The organism is Nonomuraea sp. KM88, from assembly GCF_052245635.1.
In the GTDB taxonomy this organism is placed as follows: Bacteria; Actinomycetota; Actinomycetes; order Streptosporangiales; family Streptosporangiaceae; genus Nonomuraea.
On record NZ_JBQQCC010000007.1, the window covers coordinates 60892 to 79914 of the forward strand.

General features: G+C 72.2%; 19 protein-coding genes. 15 read left to right on the forward strand and 4 right to left on the reverse strand.

The features are described from left to right. Window positions 1-97: 97 nt before the first annotated feature. Window positions 98-1084: a COX15/CtaA family protein gene (locus tag ACTWPV_RS21855; RefSeq protein WP_347644729.1), complete on the reverse strand. Its 987-nt coding sequence runs from the start codon at window positions 1082-1084 to the stop codon at window positions 98-100. A 112-nt stretch (window positions 1085-1196) separates the two neighbouring features. Here ACTWPV_RS21855 and ACTWPV_RS21860 point away from each other — a divergent pair, with 112 nt between their 5' ends. From ACTWPV_RS21860 to ACTWPV_RS21890, 7 genes are read left to right on the forward strand one after another with little or no spacing between them, the layout of a single operon-like run. Beyond that, window positions 1197-2354 carry an NAD(P)/FAD-dependent oxidoreductase gene (locus tag ACTWPV_RS21860; protein WP_347644792.1) on the forward strand — a complete coding sequence of 386 codons (1158 nt, stop codon included), beginning with the start codon at window positions 1197-1199 and terminating at the stop codon, window positions 2352-2354. Next, window positions 2351-2593: a (2Fe-2S)-binding protein gene (locus tag ACTWPV_RS21865; RefSeq protein WP_347644728.1), complete on the forward strand. Its 243-nt coding sequence runs from the start codon at window positions 2351-2353 to the stop codon at window positions 2591-2593. Before ACTWPV_RS21860 ends, ACTWPV_RS21865 begins: the two co-directional genes overlap by 4 nt. Continuing rightward, window positions 2590-4017 (forward strand): FAD-dependent oxidoreductase, encoded by a 1428-nt coding sequence (locus tag ACTWPV_RS21870; protein WP_443153181.1) that lies wholly within the window; start codon window positions 2590-2592, stop codon window positions 4015-4017. Before ACTWPV_RS21865 ends, ACTWPV_RS21870 begins: the two co-directional genes overlap by 4 nt. A gap of 13 nt (window positions 4018-4030) precedes the next feature. Continuing rightward, window positions 4031-5032 carry a proline racemase family protein gene (locus ACTWPV_RS21875; RefSeq protein WP_443153182.1) on the forward strand — a complete coding sequence of 334 codons (1002 nt, stop codon included), beginning with the start codon at window positions 4031-4033 and terminating at the stop codon, window positions 5030-5032. An 11-nt stretch (window positions 5033-5043) separates the two neighbouring features. Then, complete coding sequence (locus tag ACTWPV_RS21880) at window positions 5044-6009, forward strand: proline racemase family protein (RefSeq protein ID WP_443153183.1); 966 nt, start codon at window positions 5044-5046, stop codon at window positions 6007-6009. Then, window positions 6006-6950 carry an ornithine cyclodeaminase family protein gene (locus ACTWPV_RS21885; RefSeq protein WP_443153184.1) on the forward strand — a complete coding sequence of 315 codons (945 nt, stop codon included), beginning with the start codon at window positions 6006-6008 and terminating at the stop codon, window positions 6948-6950. The genes ACTWPV_RS21880 and ACTWPV_RS21885 overlap by 4 nt, the downstream gene beginning before the upstream one ends. 15 nt (window positions 6951-6965) lie before the next feature. Next, on the forward strand, window positions 6966-7634 hold the full coding sequence (locus ACTWPV_RS21890; RefSeq protein WP_443153185.1) for a GntR family transcriptional regulator: 669 nt from the start codon (window positions 6966-6968) through the stop codon (window positions 7632-7634). Window positions 7635-7975: 341 nt separating this feature from the next. On the opposite strand, the gene ACTWPV_RS21895 is transcribed toward ACTWPV_RS21890, so the two are convergent. After that, window positions 7976-8896 carry an EamA family transporter gene (locus tag ACTWPV_RS21895; protein ID WP_347644722.1) on the reverse strand — a complete coding sequence of 307 codons (921 nt, stop codon included), beginning with the start codon at window positions 8894-8896 and terminating at the stop codon, window positions 7976-7978. 112 nt (window positions 8897-9008) lie between these two features. Here ACTWPV_RS21895 and ACTWPV_RS21900 point away from each other — a divergent pair, with 112 nt between their 5' ends. Next, window positions 9009-10208 (forward strand): MFS transporter, encoded by a 1200-nt coding sequence (locus ACTWPV_RS21900; RefSeq protein ID WP_443153186.1) that lies wholly within the window; start codon window positions 9009-9011, stop codon window positions 10206-10208. A gap of 54 nt (window positions 10209-10262) precedes the next feature. Here ACTWPV_RS21900 and ACTWPV_RS21905 read toward each other — a convergent pair whose 3' ends face one another. Next, on the reverse strand, window positions 10263-11027 hold the full coding sequence (locus ACTWPV_RS21905) for an ABC transporter permease (RefSeq protein WP_443153187.1): 765 nt from the start codon (window positions 11025-11027) through the stop codon (window positions 10263-10265). Window positions 11028-11056: 29 nt separating this feature from the next. Next, entirely contained in the window at window positions 11057-11965 is a 909-nt protein-coding gene (locus tag ACTWPV_RS21910; RefSeq protein WP_347644719.1) for an ABC transporter ATP-binding protein, read from the reverse strand. 184 nt (window positions 11966-12149) lie between these two features. Between ACTWPV_RS21910 and ACTWPV_RS21915 the strand changes: the two genes are divergently transcribed. From ACTWPV_RS21915 to ACTWPV_RS21945, 7 genes are all read left to right on the forward strand, one after another. Then, complete coding sequence (locus ACTWPV_RS21915; protein ID WP_443153188.1) at window positions 12150-13376, forward strand: multidrug effflux MFS transporter; 1227 nt, start codon at window positions 12150-12152, stop codon at window positions 13374-13376. A 91-nt stretch (window positions 13377-13467) separates the two neighbouring features. Beyond that, window positions 13468-14166, forward strand: a complete 699-nt coding sequence (locus tag ACTWPV_RS21920; protein ID WP_347644791.1) for a helix-turn-helix transcriptional regulator — start codon at window positions 13468-13470, stop codon at window positions 14164-14166. Continuing rightward, the gene (gene sufB, locus ACTWPV_RS21925; protein ID WP_347644717.1) at window positions 14163-15575 is read left to right on the forward strand and encodes a Fe-S cluster assembly protein SufB; all 1413 of its coding nucleotides are present in this window, start codon (window positions 14163-14165) and stop codon (window positions 15573-15575) included. Before ACTWPV_RS21920 ends, sufB begins: the two co-directional genes overlap by 4 nt. Further along, window positions 15575-16699, forward strand: a complete 1125-nt coding sequence (gene sufD / locus ACTWPV_RS21930; protein ID WP_347644716.1) for a Fe-S cluster assembly protein SufD — start codon at window positions 15575-15577, stop codon at window positions 16697-16699. Before sufB ends, sufD begins: the two co-directional genes overlap by 1 nt. Continuing rightward, window positions 16696-17016 carry a non-heme iron oxygenase ferredoxin subunit gene (locus tag ACTWPV_RS21935; protein ID WP_347644715.1) on the forward strand — a complete coding sequence of 107 codons (321 nt, stop codon included), beginning with the start codon at window positions 16696-16698 and terminating at the stop codon, window positions 17014-17016. Before sufD ends, ACTWPV_RS21935 begins: the two co-directional genes overlap by 4 nt. 5 nt (window positions 17017-17021) lie before the next feature. Then, a complete protein-coding gene (gene sufC, locus ACTWPV_RS21940) occupies window positions 17022-17768 on the forward strand; it encodes a Fe-S cluster assembly ATPase SufC (protein WP_347644714.1) in 747 nt (248 codons plus the stop codon). Beyond that, complete coding sequence (locus ACTWPV_RS21945) at window positions 17765-19021, forward strand: cysteine desulfurase (RefSeq protein ID WP_347644713.1); 1257 nt, start codon at window positions 17765-17767, stop codon at window positions 19019-19021. The genes sufC and ACTWPV_RS21945 overlap by 4 nt, the downstream gene beginning before the upstream one ends. Window positions 19022-19023: the final 2 nt, after the last annotated feature.

Below are 19023 nucleotides of genomic sequence, written 5' to 3' on the forward strand. Positions count from 1 at the left end.
GTGGTGTGCGGAGCGCGGCGGACGTTTCCGTGCAAATCACGCGCGCGTCGGGGCGGGGGAGTGGCGGACCTAACGCCCCAAACCCGGGCTCATCCCCTCAGACGGCGGCGTGCGCCGCGGTGGGGGAGGGGCCCGCGGAGGCGGCCTCATGGGAACGGGTGCGCAGCGCGGTGACCACCCTCAGCGCGGCGATCCAGACCAGGGTCGAGCCGAGGACGTGCAGCAGGACCAGCATGGCGGGCACGGCGAGGAAATACTGGGTGTAGCCGATCACGCCCTGGGCCAGCTCCACCGCGAAGAGCACCAGCGCCGCCCGGCGCGCGGGGCGCGGGGCGTTGTTCACGTGCAGCGCGAACGCCAGCGCGAACGTCAGCCCCACCACGACGTAGGCGATGTCGGCGTGGATGCGCGCCACGGCCTCGATGTCCAGGTCGAAGCGGGAGGCCATGGCGTCGCCCGAGTGCGGCCCCGTGCCGCTCACCACCACACCGGCCACCAGCAGCACGAACACCGCCGTGAGCAGCACGTGCCCGAGCCGCCTGATGTCGCGGTGCGTCACCCGGCGCGCGGGGGCGTCGCCCTCGCCCGCGCGGGCGTACAACACCCAGCAGGCGGCGATCAGGCCGCTGGAGATGAGGAAGTGCATGCCGACCGTGAACGGGTTGAGCATGGTGTTGACCACCAGCCCGCCCCACAGCGCCTGGGCCACGATGCCGACCGGCTGGAGCCAGGCCAGCAGCACCAGCGAGCGCCTGCGCGGCTTCATCCGCAGCGCGGACAGCACGCACGCGACCCCCACGGCCAGCACCAGGAAGGTGAGCAGCCGGTTGCCGAACTCCACGGCCATGTTGAGCGGTGAGACCTCGGGGTGCGCGACCGGGATGAAGCTGTCTGGCGTGCACCTGGGCCAGGTCGGGCAGCCCAGCCCGGAGCCGGTGACCCGCACTCCCGCGCCCGTCACCGTGATGCCCGCGTTGACCACCACGGAGGCCATGGCCCAGCCGCGCATCGACCTCTCGGTGGGCGCCCAGAAGGAGAACAGGCGGCGCACAAGGGGGTGGGGATGGTCCGTGGGTAGCTTCACGTATCGATGGTAAGGGCCCGGAGGGCCGGTCCCTGAACGGGGCGGAAGGGGCTTCTCAAGGTTATTGGCTATGTGACATATTACTGAGGGGAGGTGGTGGCGTTTGTCCGACGTGATCGTCGTGGGCGCCGGCGTGGTGGGAGCGGCCTGCGCCTACTACGCCGCACGGGCGGGACTCGACGTGACCGTGATCGACCGCGGCCCCGTGGCGGGCGGCACGACCGGCTCGGGCGAGGGCAACGTCCTGGTGTCCGACAAGGAACCAGGGCCCGAGCTGGAGCTGGCCGTCCTGTCGAACCGGCTGTGGCGCTCGCTGGCGGAGCGGCACGGCGGGGACGGCGGGTTCGAGTTCGAGGCCAAGGGCGGGCTCGTCGTCGCCGAGACCCCCGAGGTCCAGGAGCGGCTCGCTCACCTCGCCGCCGGACAGGCCGCCGCTCATGACGTCGAGCACACCCTGGTGCCCGCCGGGTCGCTGCGCGACTACGAGCCGCACCTCGCCGGCGACCTGGCAGGCGGGGTGCACTACCCGCAGGACGCCCAGGTGCAGCCCATGCTGGCCGCCGCCGCCCTGCTCAGGCACGGGGCGCGCGGCTTCGGCCGCGGCACGTTGCGCCTGCGGCTGGGCGCCGCGGTGACCGGGGTCGCGCGTTCCGGCGGCCGGGTGACGGGCGTGCGCACCTCGCGGGGCGACGTCCGCGGCGGCGCGGTGATCAACGCGGCGGGCACCTGGGGCGGCGAGGTGGCCGCGCTGGCGGGCGTCGACCTGCCGATCCTGCCCAGGCGCGGGTTCGTCCTCGTCACAGAACCCCTGCGCGAGCCGCTGATCAGGCACAAGGTCTACACCGCCGCCTACGTCACGAACGTCGCCAGCGACTCGGCGGGGCTGGAGACGTCCGCCGTCGTCGAGGGCACCCCCGCGGGGACAGTGCTCGTCGGGGCCAGCAGGGAACGGGTCGGCTTCGACCGTACGACGTCGGTGCCGGTGCTCGCGCGGCTGGCCGGGCAGGCGGTCGCGCTCTTCCCCGCGCTGCGCGAGGTGCGGGCCATCAGGTCCTACTGCGGGTTCCGGCCGTACTGCCCCGACCACCTGCCCGTCATCGGCGCCGACCCGCGCGTGGCCGGGCTGTACCACGCGTGCGGGCACGAAGGGGCGGGGATCGGGCTCGCCCCCGCGACCGGGCACCTGCTCGCCCAGCTCATCACCGGTCAGAAGCCCGACCTCGACCTGAGCCCCTTCCGGCCCGGACGTTTCTCCGAGGAGGACCAGTGACGTTCCACATCACGGTCGACGGCCGGCCCGTGCCGGTCGTCCCCGGGCAGACGATCGGCGCGGCCCTGCACGCGGCCGGCGTGCGGTCGTGGCGCAGCACCCGCTTCGGCGGCCGGCCCAGAGGGCTGTTCTGCGGGATCGGCGTCTGCTTCGACTGCCTCATCTCCGTCAACGGGCGGGCGCCCGAGCGGGCCTGCCTCCTGGAGGCCGCGCCCGGGGACGAGGTGGCGACGTCGTGACGTACGACCTCGTGGTGATCGGAGGCGGGCCCGCGGGGGTCGCGGGCGCGCTCACGGCGGCGCGGGCGGGCCTGCGGGTGGCGCTCGTGGACTCCGGGGCGAGGCTCGGCGGCCAGTACTTCCGCCACTCCGCCGTCCCGGGCGCGGAGCCCGGGCTCGGCCGGTTCCTGCGCCAGGGCCGGGCCCTCGGCGAGCGTGCCGACGTGCTGCTGCGGCACCAGGCGTGGAGCGCCGCCCGCGAACCGGACGGGACCCTGGTCGTGCACTGCGTCACACGGTCATCGCCGGCTCAGGACGGAAGGGAGGCCGAGCTCCCGGTCGCTCTCCGGGCGCGGCGGCTGCTCATCGCCACCGGCGCGCACGACCGGCCGCTGCCCTTTCCCGGATGGGACCTGCCCGGCGTGCTCACCGCGGGCGGCGCGCAGGCGCTGCTCAAGGGCAGCGGCGTCGTGGCCGGCCGGCGGATCGTCGTCTCCGGCACCGGGCCGTTCCTGCTCCCCGTGGCCGTCGGGCTGGCCGGGGCGGGGGCGCGCGTGCTGGGCGTGTTCGAGGCCGGCAGCGGGCTCGGGCTGGCCAGGCGGCCGCTCCTCGCCCTGGACAAGGCGGGCGAAGCGGCACGGTACGCGGTGGGCCTGGCCCGGCACCGGGTGCCGTACCGCACGCGCCAGGCGGTGGTCGCGGCGCACGGCGAGCGCGAGGTGGAGGCCGTCACCGTGGCCCGCCTCGACGAGGGGTGGAACATCCTCGCCACCCGCGTCGTCGAGTGCGACACCGTGGCCGCCGGATACGGCTTCGTGCCGCAGATCGAGCTGGGCACGCAACTCGGCTGCCGGACCCGGCACGACGTGGACGGCAGCCCGGTGCTCACCGTGGACGCCGCCCAGCGCACCACCGTCCCGGGTGTCTGGGCGGCGGGCGAGCCCACGGGGGTCGGCGGGTGGCGGCTGTCCGAACTGGAGGGCCGCATCGCCGGCCTGGCCGTCGTGGCCGATTCCCGGACGCGGCCCGGGGTGCCCGGGGTGCTCGCCCGGTGGCGGGCCCGCCGGCTAGCGCGGTGGCGGGCGTTCGGGGAGGCGCTGCAGCGGGCCTACCCCGTCAGGCCGGGCTGGCAGGGGTGGCTGCGCGACGACACGCTGGTGTGCCGGTGCGAGGAGGTCCCGCTGGCCCGCGTACGCGAGGCGCAGGACCTCGGCGCGACCGACGCGCGCTCCATCAAGTTGCTGGCCAGGCCGGGCATGGGATGGTGCCAGGGCCGCATCTGCGGATACGCCGTCTCGTGCCTGGCGGGGGAGCCGCCGCAGCCGCCCCGCCGCCCCATCGCCCAGCCGGTCACCCTCGGCGCGCTCAGCGAGGGCGGAGAGGCGACCGATCCGGCCCTCGCGGACGATCCACCCCCTCACCCGAAACCCCGGAGGACCCCGTGACGGAAGGACTGCGATGAGGACCAAGCGCGTTTTCCACGCCGTCGACTCCCACACCGAGGGCATGCCCACGCGCGTGATCACCGGCGGCGTGGGCGTGATCCCCGGCGCGAGCATGGCCGAGCGGCGCGTCTACTTCCGCGACCACCTCGACCACGTCCGCACGCTGCTGATGACCGAGCCGCGCGGCCACTCGGCGATGAGCGGCGCCATCCTGCAGCCGCCCACCCGGCCGGACGCCGACTGGGGCGTGCTGTTCATCGAGGTGTCAGGGCTGTTGCCGATGTGCGGGCACGGCACCATCGGCGTGGCCACCGTGCTCGTCGAGACCGGCATGGTGGAGGTCACCGAACCGGTCACCACCGTGCGGCTGGAGGTCCCCGCCGGGCTGGTGGCCGTGGACGTGGCCGTCGAGGACGGCATGGCCACGTCGGTGACGCTGCGCAACGTGCCCTCCTACTGCGACCGGCTGGACGCCGCCGTGACCGTGCCGGGGTTCGGGACGATCCCGTACGACCTGGCCTACGGCGGCAACTTCTACGCGATCGTCGACCTCGGCTCCTACGGCCTGCCGTTCGACCGCAAGGCCAAGAACGAGATCATCGCGGCCGGTCTGGCCACCATGGAGGCCGTCAACGCCGCCGACGAGCCCGTGCACCGGGAGGACGACCGCATCCGCGGCTGCCACCACGTCTATTTCGCCGCGCCCGGCTCCGACGCCCAGCATTCGCGGCACGCCATGGCCATCCACCCCGGTTGGTTCGACCGCTCGCCGTGCGGCACCGGCACCAGCGCCCGCATGGCCCAGCTGCACGCCCGCGGCGAGCTGCCGCTCGGGCGGGACTTCGTGAACGAGTCGTTCATCGGCACCCGGTTCATCGGCCGGCTGGTGGAGGAGACCGTCGTGGGCGGCGGCGCCGCGGTGGTGCCGTCGATCACCGGCCGCGCCTGGATCACCGGCACCGCCCAGTACTTCCTCGACCCCCGCGACCCCTTCCCCGCCGGATTCGAGCTGTGAGCGGAGAGCGCGTGATCACGACGGTCGACTACCACACGGGTGGCGAGCCGTTCAGGATCGTGACCGGCGGCGTGCCCGGGATCCCCGGCTCCAGCGTCCTCGACCGCCGCTCCACGGCGATGGCGGACTTCGACCACGTGCGGCGGCTGCTGTGCCACGAGCCGCGGGGCCACGCCGACATGTACGGGTGCTTCCTGGTCCCGCCCGACGACTCCGGCGCGCGGTTCGGCGCGCTGTTCTGGCACAAGGACGGCTTCTCCACCGCCTGCGGCCACGGCACGATCGCGCTGGGCGTGCACGCGGTGCGCGAGGGCCTGGCCGACGCGGCTCCCGACGGCGAGACGGACGTGGTCGTGGACGTGCCGTCGGGGCGGGTCACGGCGCGGGTGCGCTGCTCCGGGGGCCAGGTGAGGGGGGTGACGTTCGTCAGCGTGCCGTCGTTCGTGATCGCCCGCGGCGTGCCGGCCGGAGGGGTGACGGTCGACGTCTCCTACGGCGGCGCCATCTACGCCTCCCTGCCCGCCGCGGCGGTGGGGCTGTCGGTGGAGCCGCGGCACCTGCCCGCGCTCATCGAGCGCGCCCGGCGCGTCAAGGCCGGCCTGGCCGGCCATCCCGCCTCCCGGCATCCCTCCGACGAGCGGCTCTCCGGCGTCTACGGCGTGATCTTCTACGACGAGCTGCCCGACGTGGACGGCGTGGCGCACCAGCGCAACGTGGCGGTGTTCGCCGACGGGGAGGTGGACCGCTCGCCCTGCGGGTCGGGCACCGCCGCCCGGCTGGCGCTGCTGCACGACTCGGGGCTGCGCGGCCCGCTGATCCACACGAGCGTCGTCGGCAGCACCTTCCGCGCCCGGGTGGCCGGCGTCGCCGAGGGCGCGGTGGTCCCGGAGATCGAGGGCATGGCGTACCGGACCGGGCGGCACTCCTTCGAGCTCGATCCCGACGATCCGATGGGAACGGGGTTCACCCTGCGATGAGCACACTGCCGTATCTCGACGCCGCCACGCTGGAGCGGCTGGTGCCGCCCGCGCGGGCCGTACAGGTTCTCGAGGACGCGCTCAGGGCCGGGCTCGACCCTGAGGACACGCCGCAACGGTCGGTCGTGGACGTGCCCGCCGGGCAACTGCTGCTGATGCCCGCCGCGGCCGGGCGGTACGCGGGGGTGAAGGCCGCCACCGTCGCGCCGGCCAACCCCGGGCGGGGGCTGCCCCGGATCCAGGGGACGTACCTGCTGCTGGACGGCGAGACGCTGGCCCCGCTCGCGGCCATGGACGGGATCGCGCTCACCTCGCTGCGCACGCCCGCCGTCTCGGCGCTGGCCGTCCGCCATCTGGCCGAGCCGGGAGCGCGGCGGCTGGTGGTGTACGGCAGCGGGCCGCAGGCGTGGGGGCACGTGGCGGCGTTGCGCGAGGTGGCGCCCGTCGCGGAGGTGACGGTCGTCGGGCGCGATCCCGGACGCGCGGAGGCGCTCGCCGTGCACTGCCGCACGCTCGGGCTGGACGCGCGGGCGCTGACCTCGGCCGAGGACGGCGGGAGCCATGAGGCGCTGGCGGGGGCCGACCTCGTGGCCTGCTGCACCACCGCCAGGGAACCCCTGTTCCCCGGTAAGCTCGCCCGCGACGGCGCCACCGTCGTCGCCGTAGGGTCGCACGAGCCCGGCGCCCGCGAGCTCGACGGCGATCTCGTCGCGCGTGCCACCGTGGTCGTCGAGGCCAGGGCGGCCGCCATGGAAGAGGCGGGTGACCTGATCGTCCCGATCCGCCAAGGTACGATCACCACTGGTCATCTCGCCGGCAACCTCGCGGACCTGATCGCCGGAAGAGTGCTCGTGGGGCCGGGGCCGCGCGTGTTCAAAGGCACGGGCATGGCGTGGGAGGACCTCGTGGTGGCGGCTGCCGCTTACGAGGCCTGGACGTAGGAGGGGGGTGGCGGGATGGTCGCCGACGACCGGCTCGACCTGCCGATGGTGGGGGAGCGGCAGAGCCTGCGGGAGCAGGTCGCTCATGCGCTGCGCGCCGCGCTGATCACCGGTGAGATGCGGCCGGGAGTGGTCTACTCCGCGCCGGTGCTGGCCGCCCAGTTCGGCGTGTCGGCCACGCCCGTCCGCGAGGCCATGCTCGACCTGGCGAAAGAGGGCCTGGTCGAGGCGGTGCGCAACAAGGGTTTCCGGGTGACCGAGCTCTCCGACCGCGATCTCGACGAGCTCACCGAGATCCGCCAGCTCATCGAGGTGCCCACGGTGGCCAGGCTGGCCGACAGCACGCGGGCCGAGGAGTTCGAGCGGCTCAGGCCCACCGCGGAGGAGATCGTCTCGGCCAGCGAGCGGGGCGACCTGCTGGCGTACGTCGACGCCGACCTGCGTTTCCACGTCGAGCTGCTGGCCCTGTGCGGCAACGCCCACCTGGTCTCCGTGGTGCGCGACCTGCGCACCCGGGCCAGGCTCTACGGGCTGTCCCAGCTCTCCGAGCGGGGCTCCCTGGCCGATTCTGCCAGGGAGCACCTGGCGCTGCTCGACGCGCTCAAGAGCGGCGACGCCGCCGCCGTCACCCAGATCATGGAAGAGCACATCGGTCATGTACGCGGCATCTGGGCCGAGCACTGAGCCCGACAATCCGGGTTAACCCGTGATCCGAGCGGTAAGTTCCGACATTTAGGGATCGTGTGCTCCCCGATCGGGGTAACCTCGATGCGGGCCGGCTGAGCGGCGCCTAAGCGCGGGCGCCCGGCTGTCCCGTCGTCCCGGTCCATCGGACCGCCGGACCACGCCATCCCCGCTGCCGGGCGGTGGCGTCAGCCTGGTCACGCGGACTCCCGCACTCCGCTGACCTTCACCGGGCTCGGCACACCCGCCCACCGAGGCCGAGCCCCCCGCCGCGCGCCCGAGACCCCATCCCACGGGCGCGCGGCGGCCCGTCTTGCGATCCCGCCGTGTGAGGGCCGCCGCTATTTCGCGCGGCCGGCCATCCGCGTCGAGCCGAGGCTCGCGGCCACGATGCAGATGATCGCCGCCCACTGCTGCACGTGCAGGAACTCGCTCAGCAGCAGCACCCCGATCAGCGCCGCCGCGGCCGGCTCCATGCTCATCAGGATGCCGAACACCTGCTTGGGCATGCGCCGCAGCGCCCGCAGCTCCAGCGAGTAGGGGATCACCGACGACAGCAGCCCCACGCCGAGCCCGATCAGCAGCAGCTCGGGCTGGAGCAGGTCCGCCCCGCCGGTCGTGATCCCGACGGGCGCGATCACCACGGCCGACACGATCATCGCGAACGACAGCCCGCTCGTGCCGGGAAAACGTTGCCCGGCCGCCGCCGACAGCAGGATGTACCCGGCCCAGCAGGCCCCCGCCAGCATCGCGAAGGCGATCCCCGCCCAGCTCGCCGAGGCCGACTCTCCCCACGGCGCGAGCAGCACCACGCCCGCGCCGGCCAGGCCCACCCACAGCAGGTCGATCCTGCGCCGGGAGGCCGCCACCGCCACGCCCAGCGGCCCGAGGAACTCGATGGCCACGGCGATCCCCATCGGCAGCCGCGACAGGGCCTCGTAGAAGGTCAGGTTCATCACCGCGAGCGTCACGCCGAAGCCGATGCCCAGCGCCCAGTCACGTCCGGCCAGCCCTTTGAGCCGCGGCCTGACGAACGCGCCCAGGATGAGCGCCCCCGCCGCGATGCGCAGGAACACCACCGCGCTCGGCGGCAGCGCCGCGAACAGCTCCTTGGCGAATCCGGCGCCGAGCTGCACGCTGAAGATCCCCAGCAGGACGAGGCTGGAGGGCGGTATTGAGTCGGCGGCGGCGCGCAGCACGCTGCCCGCCCGCGACAGGCCGGGGCGGCGATCGAACGGTTCGTCGAGGGCGAAGGCGGACACGGGATTCCTCACCTGTGAAAAGGGCAACCCCAAGAGCCTACTGACGCCCTTCGACATTTGCCCACTTAGAGTGGTACTCGATCATTTAGTTAGACAAACGAACTATGGACGTATGAGACCCCCAGACCTCCCCGTGAGCATCGAGCGGCCGCCGGCGGCCCTGTCCGTGTCGTCGTTCGTCAGCAGCTTCGACCGCTTCGCCGTCACCCCCATGCTCGTGCTGATCGCCAAGGACCTGGACGTGTCCCTGTCGGCGTCCGTCACCGCCGCCAGCGGCTACTACCTGGCCTACGGGTTGTCCCAGCCGCTGTGGGGGCTGCTGTCCGACCGGTTCGGCAGGGTGCGGGTGATGCGCGGAGCGCTGCTCGGCGCGGCGCTGGCAGGGCTGGTCTCCGCGCTCATGCCCGTGCTCGGGGCGCTGGTGGCGGCCAGGATCGTCGCAGGGGCCTGCTTCGGCGCGGTGATCCCCACCAGCCTGACGTACGTGGGCGACACGGTCCGGGCGCCGGTCCGGCAGCGCGCGCTCACGGACCTGATGGCCGCCGCCTCCCTCGGCACCGCCCTGGCCACCGGCCTCGGCGGAGTGCTCGCCGGCCTGCTGAACTGGCGGGTGGCCTTCGTGGTGCCCGCCGCCTGCGCGCTGGCCTGCGCGTACGCGCTCCGCTCGCTGCCCGAGCCGCCCCGAGCCGGGCCCGCGGGCGCCGCGCGGGGCGTGGGCCGCTACCTGGGTGCGGTGCTCGGGCACGGATGGGCGCTGCTGGTGTTCGGGCTGGCGTTCGTCGAAGGGGCGATCCTGCTCGGCGTCATGCCCTTCCTGGCCACCGCGCTGGAGCACGCCGGGTTCGCCGCCGCCGTGGCCGGGCTCGCCATCACCGCGTACGGGCTGGGTCTGTGGGCGTTGTCCAAGCTCGTCAAGCGGCTGGTGGGACGCTGGCCCGCGCCGGTGCTCATGACGGTGGGCGGCGCGCAGCTGTGCGCCGGCTTCGCGATCGTGACCGTGCACGTGAGTCTGCCGACCGTGACCGTGACGGCGCTGCTGCTGGGCGGCGGCTGGTCGTTCCTGCACTCGTCGCTGCAGACGTGGGCCACCTCGGTGGTGCCGGAGGCCAGGGGGACGACGATCGCGTTCTTCGCCTCGGCGCTGTTCGTGGGCAGCGCCGCCGCCTCCTGGGCGGCCGGGCCGCTGGCCGACCAGGGGAGGTACGCGCTGCTGTTCGGCCTGGCGGCGGTCGCGGCGGCCCCGCTGACCGTGGTGGCCGCGCTGGCCAGGCGCCGCTACGGAGCCCTCGGCGCCGAAGCGCCCCAGCCGTAACCCGAATGAGGCCCGGGTGGGTGCCTCGCGGTCACCGCCGCCCGGGGCTCCCCTTCACTCCCAGCGGAAGGTGCGCGAGACCAGCCCCAGCGACAGCACCGCCCACGCCGCCAGCACGGCCAGCGGGACGATCGGCAGCGCCGCGCCCTGCGCGAGCACCGAGCGCAGCCCGCCGGTCAGCGCAGAGATCGGCAGGATCTCCAGCACCGGCCTCATCCCCTCGGGGAACTTCGACAGCGGGAAGACCACCCCGCCAGCGCCCAGCAGCACCAGGTAGACGAGGTTGGCGGCGGCCAGCGTCGCCTCGGCGCGCAGCGTGCCCGCCATGAGCAGCCCCAGGCCGCTGAACGCCGCCGTGCCGACGACGATGAGTAGCGCGGCGCTCAGGAACGACCCGTGCGGCCGCCACCCCAGCGCCAGTCCCACGGCCACGATCACGACGGCCTGGATGACCTCCACGGCCACGACGGCGGCCGTCTTGGCGAGCATGAGACCGGCTCGGGACAGCGGGGTCGCGCCCAGCCGCTTCAGCACGCCGTAGCGGCGCTCGAACCCGGTCGCGATGGCCTGGCCGGTGAACGCCGTGGACATGACGGCCAGGGCCAGCACGCCGGGCGTCAGGAAGTCGACCCGGCTGCCGCCGACGTCGATCAGCGGCATCATCGAGAACCCCGCCAGCAGCAACACCGGGAGGACCAGGGTGAGCGCCAGCTGCTCGCCGTTGCGGAGGGTCGCGCGGACCTCGGCGCGCGCCTGCGCGAACACCATGCGCGGGAACGGCCCCGCGCCGGGCGCGGGGGTGAAGTCCAGTGTGGTCATCGCGCCTCCAGCGGGTGCGGGCCGAGCGGTCATCGCAGTTCCCTGCCGGTGAGCTCCAGGAACACGTCTTCGAGGGTGCGGCGCTCGATGCGCAGGTCGTCGGCCGTGACGCCCTCGGAGGCGCACCAGGCCGTCACCGTGCCCAGCAGCTCGGGCCCGACCAGGCCCTCGATGATGTAGTGCCCGGCGGGCGACTCCTTGGCCGCGCTGCCCGTGGGCAGCGCGTTGAGCAGCTCTTCCAGCGCCAGCCCCGGCCGCGCCCTGAACCGCAGCTGGCGCTCGGCGCCCGTGAGCGAGGCGGGGCTGCCCTCGGCCACGACCCGCCCCCTGTCGATGATCGCCACGTGGTCGGCCAGCCGCTCGGCCTCGTCCATGTGGTGGGTGGTCAGCACCACGGACACGCCCGCGCCGCGCAGCTCGCCCACCAGATCCCAGCAGGCGTGCCTGGCCTGCGGGTCGAGCCCGGCCGTCGGCTCGTCGAGGAAGACCAGCTCCGGCCGCCCGACGACGGCCGCGGCCAGTGACAGTCGCTGCTGTTGCCCGCCCGACAGCCGCCGGTAGGGGGTGCGTACGTGCTCCGTCAGCCCCAGCCGGGCGAGCAGCGCGCCGGTGTCGAGGGGACGGGCGTAGAAGCGGGAGACCAGGCGCAGCCACTCGGCGCAGCGCATCGCCGGCGGCACGCCGCCCGCCTGCAGCATGACTCCCACGCGCGGCCGCAGCTCGGGCAGCGCGGGCGCCAGGCCGAGCACTCTGACGGTGCCCGCGTCGGCCTCGCGGAAGCCCTCGCAGATCTCCACCGTGGACGTCTTGCCCGCACCGTTGGGGCCGAGGACCGCGGTGACCGCCCCGCGTTCGGCGCGGAGCGTGAGGCCGTCGACGGCGGTGGTGCCGCCGTAACGTTTGACCAGGTCGATGATCTCGACGGCTGGGGAGTCCATGCCACGAGTTTAGGGACTGCGGCGGGCGGTCCCGGCCGCAGGTGAGCCCGGCCGGATCGCGTGTTCCTCGTCCGGGTCATGGAATCCCCAAGAAATATCTGATGACCGGGAATTAGGAGAAGCCGGTACTGGTTTGATCCTTCGGCCCTCGTGGGCCACCGGTCCGCGAGGGAGAGGGGCATCCATGTCCGTGGCAGAGGCCACGTCCGCCGCCGTCGTTCATGAGCGAAGGAGCCGCCGCGGGCTGCTGCTGCTGATTCTCGGGGCGCTGTCGGCGATCGGGCCGCTCTCCATCGACATGTATCTTCCCGCGCTGCCCGCCATCACCTCCGAGATGCTCAGCGCCCCCGCGCAGGTGCAGCTCACCCTCACCGCCTGCCTCATCGGCGTCTCCGTCGGCCAGGTGATCGCCGGGCCGGTCAGCGACGTGCGCGGCAGGAGGGTGCCGCTGATGGTGGGCGTGGCCGGATTCATGGCGGCCTCGCTGTTGTGCGCGTTCGCGCCGTCGGTGCCCATGCTCATCGCGTTCCGGCTGCTGCAGGGCATGCTGGGCGGCGCGGCGCTGGTCATCGTGCGGGCTGTCGTGCGCGACCTGTACGACGGCGCCGCCATCGCCCGCATCTTCGCCACGCTCATGCTGGTGAGCGGTCTGGCTCCCATCCTGGCGCCGATCGCGGGCGCCCAGTTGCTGGCGTTCACGTCGTGGCGGGGCGTGTTCGTGGTGCTCAGCCTCATCGGCCTGGTGCTGCTGCTGGCCATGCTGGCGGGCGTGCGCGAGACGCTGCCCGCGGCCGAGCGCGAGAGCGGCGGCCTCAAACACACCGTGCGCACGTTCTGGCGGCTGCTGCGTGACCGCCCGTTCATGGGCTCCGCCCTGACGGCCGGGCTCGCGTTCGGGGCGATGTTCAGCTACATCTCCGGCTCGCCGTTCGTGCTCCAGGAGGTGTACGGCGCCACGCCCCAGCAGTACTCCCTCATCTTCGGGCTCAACGCGCTGGCCCTCACCGCCACGGCCCAGCTGGGCGGCCGGCTGTCGGGGCGGGTGCCGCCGGCCCGGCTGGTGCTCATCGGGCTGGCCATCGGCCTGACCGGAGCCGCGCTGCTGTTGTCGGCCGCGCTGGCCGGGCTCGGCCTGTGGTACATCGTCGGCGGGTTGTTCGTCATCATGCTCGGCCAGGGCCTGGTGCTGCCGGGCACCGGCGCGCTGGCGCTGGCCTCGCAGCCCGCCCAGGTGGCGGGCAGCGCCTCCGCGCTGCTCGGCGTGCTGCAGTTCGCGCTCGGCGCGGTCGCGGCCCCGCTGGTCGGGCTGGTCGGATCCGCCAGTGCCGTGCCCATGGCCTGTGTCATGCTGGCGCTCATCCTCGGCTCGGCCCTGACCTTCGCCGCCCTGGGCCGCCCGCAAGTTAGGTAAGCCTACCCTGCGTGAGAAATTGCATTCGCCCCGTTTCCGGATCCGTTTGTGAAGCGGGAAGGAATTACGGCACACTGATGTTGTGAAAAACATGCACCTGAGCGAGCCCGGTAACGAGCGCGGCACCCGCGCCCGTGTGGCCAGGCTGATTCTGGAGCATGGTCCCGTCACGGCCGGAGCGCTCGGCGAGCGGCTCGGGCTCACGCCCGCCGCCGTCCGCAGGCACCTGGACGCGCTGCTGGCCGACGGGATGATCGAGCCTCGCATGGCGCGCCCGCGCGGCCAGCGCGGTCGCGGGCGGCCGGCCAAGCTGTTCGCCATCACCGACGCGGGGCGCAGTGCTTTCGAGCACGCCTATGACGACCTGGCCGGGAGCGCGCTGCGTTTCCTGGCCGAGCGCATGGGAGAGGAAGCGGTGGCCGACTTCGCCCGCTCGCAGGTCTCGAGCCTGCTGAGGCGGCTGGAGCCGGCCATGCGGACGGTGCCGGCGGACCAGCGCGTGCAGGTGCTGGCGCAGGCGCTGTCGGCGGAGGGGTACGCCGCCTCGGCCAGCAAGGCCAAGTCGGGGGGCGACCAGCTCTGCCAGCATCACTGCCCGGTGGCACACGCGGCGGCGGAGTTCCCGCAGCTGTGTGAGGCCGAGACGGAGGCGTTCGCGCAGCTGCTCGGCGTCCCGGTGCAGCGCCTGGCCACGATCGCTCACGGCGACGGGGTCTGCACGACACACGTGAGCCCGCAGACGCTGGGCGAATCCGCACATAGAGACAAGAGCAAGGAGACCGGAAGGTGACTGTCACCGACCGCCCGGAGCTGGAAGGCCTCGGGAATTACAAGTTCGGCTGGTCCGACTCGGATGCCGCCGGTTCGACGGCCAGGCGTGGCCTGTCCGAGGAGGTCGTCCGCAACATCTCCGCGCTCAAGAACGAGCCGGAGTGGATGCTCGACCTTCGCCTGAAGGGCCTCCGCCTGTTCGACAAGAAGCCGCTGCCGACCTGGGGCTCCGACCTCACGGACATCGACTTCGACAACATCAAATACTTCGTACGCTCGACCGAGAAGCAGGCCACGTCCTGGGATGAGCTGCCCGCCGACATCAAGAACACCTACGACAAGCTCGGCATCCCCGAGGCGGAGAAGCAGCGCCTCATCGCCGGCGTCGCCGCCCAGTACGAGTCCGAGGTCGTCTACCACAAGATCCGTGAGGACCTCGAGGAGAAGGGCGTCGTCTTCGTCGACACCGACACGGGCCTGAAGGAGCACGAAGAGCTCTTCAAGGAATACTTCGGCTCGGTCATCCCGGTGGGCGACAACAAGTTCGCCGCGCTCAACACGGCCGTGTGGTCGGGTGGCTCGTTCATCTACGTGCCGCCGAACGTCGAGGTCGAGATCCCGCTGCAGGCCTATTTCCGGATCAACACCGAGAACATGGGCCAGTTCGAGCGGACCCTGATCATCGTCGACGAGAACAGCTACGTCCACTACGTCGAGGGCTGCACCGCGCCGATCTACTCCTCCGACTCGCTGCACAGCGCGGTCGTCGAGATCATCGTCAAGAAGAACGCCCGCTGCCGTTACACGACCATCCAGAACTGGTCCAACAACGTCTACAACCTGGTCACCAAGCGCGCCGTGGCGTACGAGGGCGCGACCATGGAGTGGATCGACGGCAACATCGGCTCCAAGGTCACGATGAAATACCCGGCCGTCTACCTCATGGGCGAGCACGCCAAGGGCGAGACGCTGAGCGTCGCGTTCGCCGGCGAGGGCCAGCACCAGGACGCCGGCTCCAAGATGGTGCACCTGGCGCCCCACACGAGCTCCAGCGTCATCTCCAAGTCGGTGGCGCGCGGCGGCGGCCGCACCTCCTACCGCGGTCTCGTGCAGATCGAGGAGGGCGCCCACGGCAGCGCCAGCACCGTCAAGTGCGACGCGCTGCTGGTCGACCAGATCAGCCGCTCCGACACCTACCCGTACGTCGACGTCCGCGAGGACGACGTGTCGATGGGGCACGAGGCCACGGTCTCCAAGGTCAGCGAGGACCAGCTCTTCTACCTCATGAGCCGCGGGCTCGACGAGGACGAGGCGATGGCCATGATCGTGCGCGGCTTCGTGGAGCCGATCGCGCGCGAGCTGCCCATGGAATACGCCCTCGAGCTCAACCGGCTGATCGAGCTGCAGATGGAAGGAGCCGTCGGCTGATGGGCCTGAACGAGAAGCCCCTGTCGACCCTGCACGAGAAGGCGTCCTACGACCTGGCCGACTTCGCCGTCCCGACCGGGCGCGAGGAGGCGTGGCGGTTCACGCCGCTCTCGCGCCTGAAGGGGTTGCACAACGGCAAGGCAGAGATCACGGGTCAGGCGCTCACCCAGGTCTCCACCCCGGCCGGCGTCACCGCCGAGTGGGTGGGACGCGGCGACCCCCGCATCGGCCAGGCCTACGTGCCGGCCGACCGGGTCAGCGCGCAGGCCTACTCCGCCTTCGAGAAGGCGCTGGTCGTGACCGTGCCCAAGGAGGCCACGCCGGACGAGCCGATCCGCGTCGAGGTGCGCGGCGGCGGCCTCGACGGCGCCACGTTCGGCCACATCGTGGTCAAGGTGGAGCCGCTCGCCGAGGCCGTGGTGGTCATCGAGCACCAGGGGCACGCGATCTACGCCGACAACGTCGAGTTCGTCGTCGGCGACGGCGCCACGCTCAAGGTCGTCAGCCTGCAGGACTGGGAGGACGACGCCGTCCACGTCTCCCACCACCACGCCCAGCTCGCCAAGGACGCGACCTTCCGCAGCTTCGTGGCGACGCTCGGCGGCGACCTCGTACGCCTGTCGCCCAGCGTGTCCTACACCGCTCCCGGCGGCGACGCCGACCTGTCGGGCGTCTACTTCGTCGACGCCGGCCAGCACCTGGAGCACCGCCTGCTCGTCGACCACTCGCAGCCCAACTGCAAGAGCAACGTCGACTACCGCGGCGCCCTGCAGGGCGAGGAGGCGCACGCCGTCTGGATCGGCGACGTGATCATCAGGGTGGAGGCCGAGGGCACCGACACCTACGAGCTCAACCGCAACCTCATCCTCACCGACGGCGCCCGCGCCGACTCGGTGCCCAACCTGGAGATCCTCACCGGCGAGGTCGCGGGAGCGGGGCACGCCTCCGCGTCCGGCCGCCTCGACGACGAGCACATCTTCTACCTCCAGGCCCGCGGCATCCCCTACGACGAGGCCCGCCGCCTGGTCATCAGGGGCTTCCTCGGTCAGCTCATCGAGAAGATCCAGGTCGAGGAGATCCGCGAGCGCGTGCTCGGCGCGGTGGAGGCGGAGCTGGCCCGATGACCGCATTCGAGAAGGTGTGCGCGCTCGACGACATCCCCGACGGCGGGGTGCTCGGCGTCGAGGTGGGGGAGACCCCCGTCGCGCTCGTGCGCAGGGGCGGCGAGGTCTTCGCCCTGCACGACGTCTGCTCCCACGCCGAGGTGAAGCTCAGCGAGGGCGAGGTCTACGACGGCACGCTGGAGTGCTGGCTGCACGGCTCGTGCTTCGACGTCCGTACGGGCAAGCCCACGGGCCCGCCCGCGACCCGGCCGGTGAACGTATACACAGTCAAGATCGACGGCGATGACGTCCTCGTCTCGCTCTCGAAGGAGTCATAGAAGACATGTCCACCCTAGAGATCCGTGACCTGAAGGTCGCCGTCGAGGACAAGGAAATCCTGCGCGGCGTCAACCTGACCGTGAAGTCCGGCCAGACCCACGCCATCATGGGCCCCAACGGCTCGGGCAAGTCGACGCTCGCCTACGCGATCGCCGGTCACCCGAAATACACCATCACCGGCGGTGAGGTGCTGCTCGACGGCGTCGACCTGCTGGAGCTGTCGGTCGACGAGCGGGCCCGCGCCGGCCTGTTCCTGGCCATGCAGTACCCCGTCGAGGTCCCCGGCGTGTCGGTCTCCAACTTCCTGCGCTCGGCGGTCACCGCCGTCCAGGGCGAGGCCCCCAAGCTGCGCCAGTTCGCCAAGGACCTGAAGAACGGCATGGACGCGCTGGCCATCGACGCCGCCTTCGCCCAGCGCAACCTCAACGAGGGCTTCTCCGGCGGCGAGAAGAAGCGCCACGAGATCCTCCAGCTCGAGCTGCTCAAGCCGAAGATCGCGGTGCTCGACGAGACCGACTCCGGTCTCGACGTCGACGCGCTGCGCGTGGTGTCGGAGGGCATCAACCGCTTCCGCGCCACCGGCGAGACCGGCGTGCTGTTGATCACCCACTACACGCGCATCCTGCGGTACGTGAAGCCCGACTTCGTGCACGTCTTCGCGGGCGGCAGGATCGTCGAGGAGGGTGGCCCCGAGCTGGCCGACAAGCTCGAGTCGGAGGGCTACGAGCAGTACACGAAGGCGTCTGCATGACATACGACGGCTTGGACGTGGAGAAGATCAGGAAGGACTTCCCGGTCTTCTCCCGCGAGCTGCCCGACGGGCGACCGCTCGTCTACCTCGACTCGGGCAACTCCTCGCAGAAGCCCAACCAGGTCATCGAGACCATGCGCGACCACCTGGCGCTCCACTACAGCAACGTCGGCCGGGCGATGCACGTGCTGGGCGCGGAGTCGACCGACGCCTACGAGAGCGCCCGTGACAAGGTCGCGGGCTTCATCGGGGCGCCCTCGCGCGACGAGGTGGTCTTCACCAAGAACGCCTCAGAGGCGCTCAACCTCGTCGCCTACTCCTTCGGCAACCCCGCCGCCACCGATCCGCGGTTCACGCTCGGCCCCGGCGACGAGATCGTCATCTCCGAGATGGAACACCACTCCAACATCGTGCCGTGGCAGCTGCTCGTGCAGCGCACCGGCGCGACGCTGAAGTGGTTCGGGGTCACCGGCGACGGGCGGCTCGACTACGACCCCGGCCTCATCACCGAGCGGACGAAGATCGTCTCGATCGCCCACCAGTCCAACGTGCTCGGCACCGTCAACCCGGTCGCCGCCGTGGCCGCGCGGGCCCACGAGGTGGGTGCGCTCGTCCTGCTCGACGCCTCCCAGTCCGTGCCGCACCACCCGGTGGACGTGGCCGGGCTCGGCGCCGACCTCGTGGCCTTCACCGGTCACAAGATGGTCGGCCCCTCGGGCATCGGCGTGTTGTGGGGCAGGGCCGAGGTGCTCGACGCGATGCCGCCGTTCCTGGGCGGCGGCGAGATGATCGAGGCGGTCTGGATGGACCGCTCGACGTACGCGCCCATCCCGCACAAGTTCGAGGCGGGCACGCCGCCGATCGTCGAGGCCATCGGGCTTGGCGCGGCCGTCGACTACCTCACCGGCGTCGGCATGGAGGCCGTGGAGGCCCACGAGCGCGCGCTGACGGCCCACGCGCTCGACGCCCTGCGCGAGGTGCCCGGCCTGCGTCTCATCGGTCCTGACACGCTTGAGGAGCGCGGCGGCACGCTGGCGTTCACGCTGGAGGGCATCCACCCGCACGACGTGGGTCAGATTCTCGACGACCAGTTCGGCGTCGCCGTCCGCGTGGGGCACCACTGCGCGCGCCCCCTGCATCTACGCTTCGGAATACCGGCGACCACGCGGGCGTCGTTCTATCTGTACAACACCACGGGCGAGATCGACGCCCTGGTGCGTGGCCTCCATCACGTTCAGAAGGTGTTCGCATAGCC

Excerpts from the sequence above, each read along its gene's own strand:
- ACTWPV_RS21885 (WP_443153184.1), top strand. The coding sequence starts at position 6,006 with ATGAGCACACTGCCGTATCTCGACGCCGCCACGCTGGAGCGGCTGGTG.
- ACTWPV_RS21890 (WP_443153185.1), top strand. The coding sequence starts at position 6,966 with ATGGTCGCCGACGACCGGCTCGACCTGCCGATGGTGGGGGAGCGGCAG.
- ACTWPV_RS21900 (WP_443153186.1), top strand. The coding sequence starts at position 9,009 with ATGAGACCCCCAGACCTCCCCGTGAGCATCGAGCGGCCGCCGGCGGCC.
- sufC (WP_347644714.1), top strand. The coding sequence starts at position 17,022 with ATGTCCACCCTAGAGATCCGTGACCTGAAGGTCGCCGTCGAGGACAAG.
- ACTWPV_RS21920 (WP_347644791.1), top strand. The coding sequence starts at position 13,468 with ATGCACCTGAGCGAGCCCGGTAACGAGCGCGGCACCCGCGCCCGTGTG.
- ACTWPV_RS21935 (WP_347644715.1), top strand. The coding sequence starts at position 16,696 with ATGACCGCATTCGAGAAGGTGTGCGCGCTCGACGACATCCCCGACGGC.
- ACTWPV_RS21945 (WP_347644713.1), top strand. The coding sequence starts at position 17,765 with ATGACATACGACGGCTTGGACGTGGAGAAGATCAGGAAGGACTTCCCG.
- ACTWPV_RS21915 (WP_443153188.1), top strand. The coding sequence starts at position 12,150 with ATGTCCGTGGCAGAGGCCACGTCCGCCGCCGTCGTTCATGAGCGAAGG.
- sufD (WP_347644716.1), top strand. The coding sequence starts at position 15,575 with ATGGGCCTGAACGAGAAGCCCCTGTCGACCCTGCACGAGAAGGCGTCC.
- ACTWPV_RS21910 (WP_347644719.1), bottom strand. The coding sequence starts at position 11,965 with ATGGACTCCCCAGCCGTCGAGATCATCGACCTGGTCAAACGTTACGGC.
- ACTWPV_RS21905 (WP_443153187.1), bottom strand. The coding sequence starts at position 11,027 with ATGACCACACTGGACTTCACCCCCGCGCCCGGCGCGGGGCCGTTCCCG.
- ACTWPV_RS21875 (WP_443153182.1), top strand. The coding sequence starts at position 4,031 with ATGAGGACCAAGCGCGTTTTCCACGCCGTCGACTCCCACACCGAGGGC.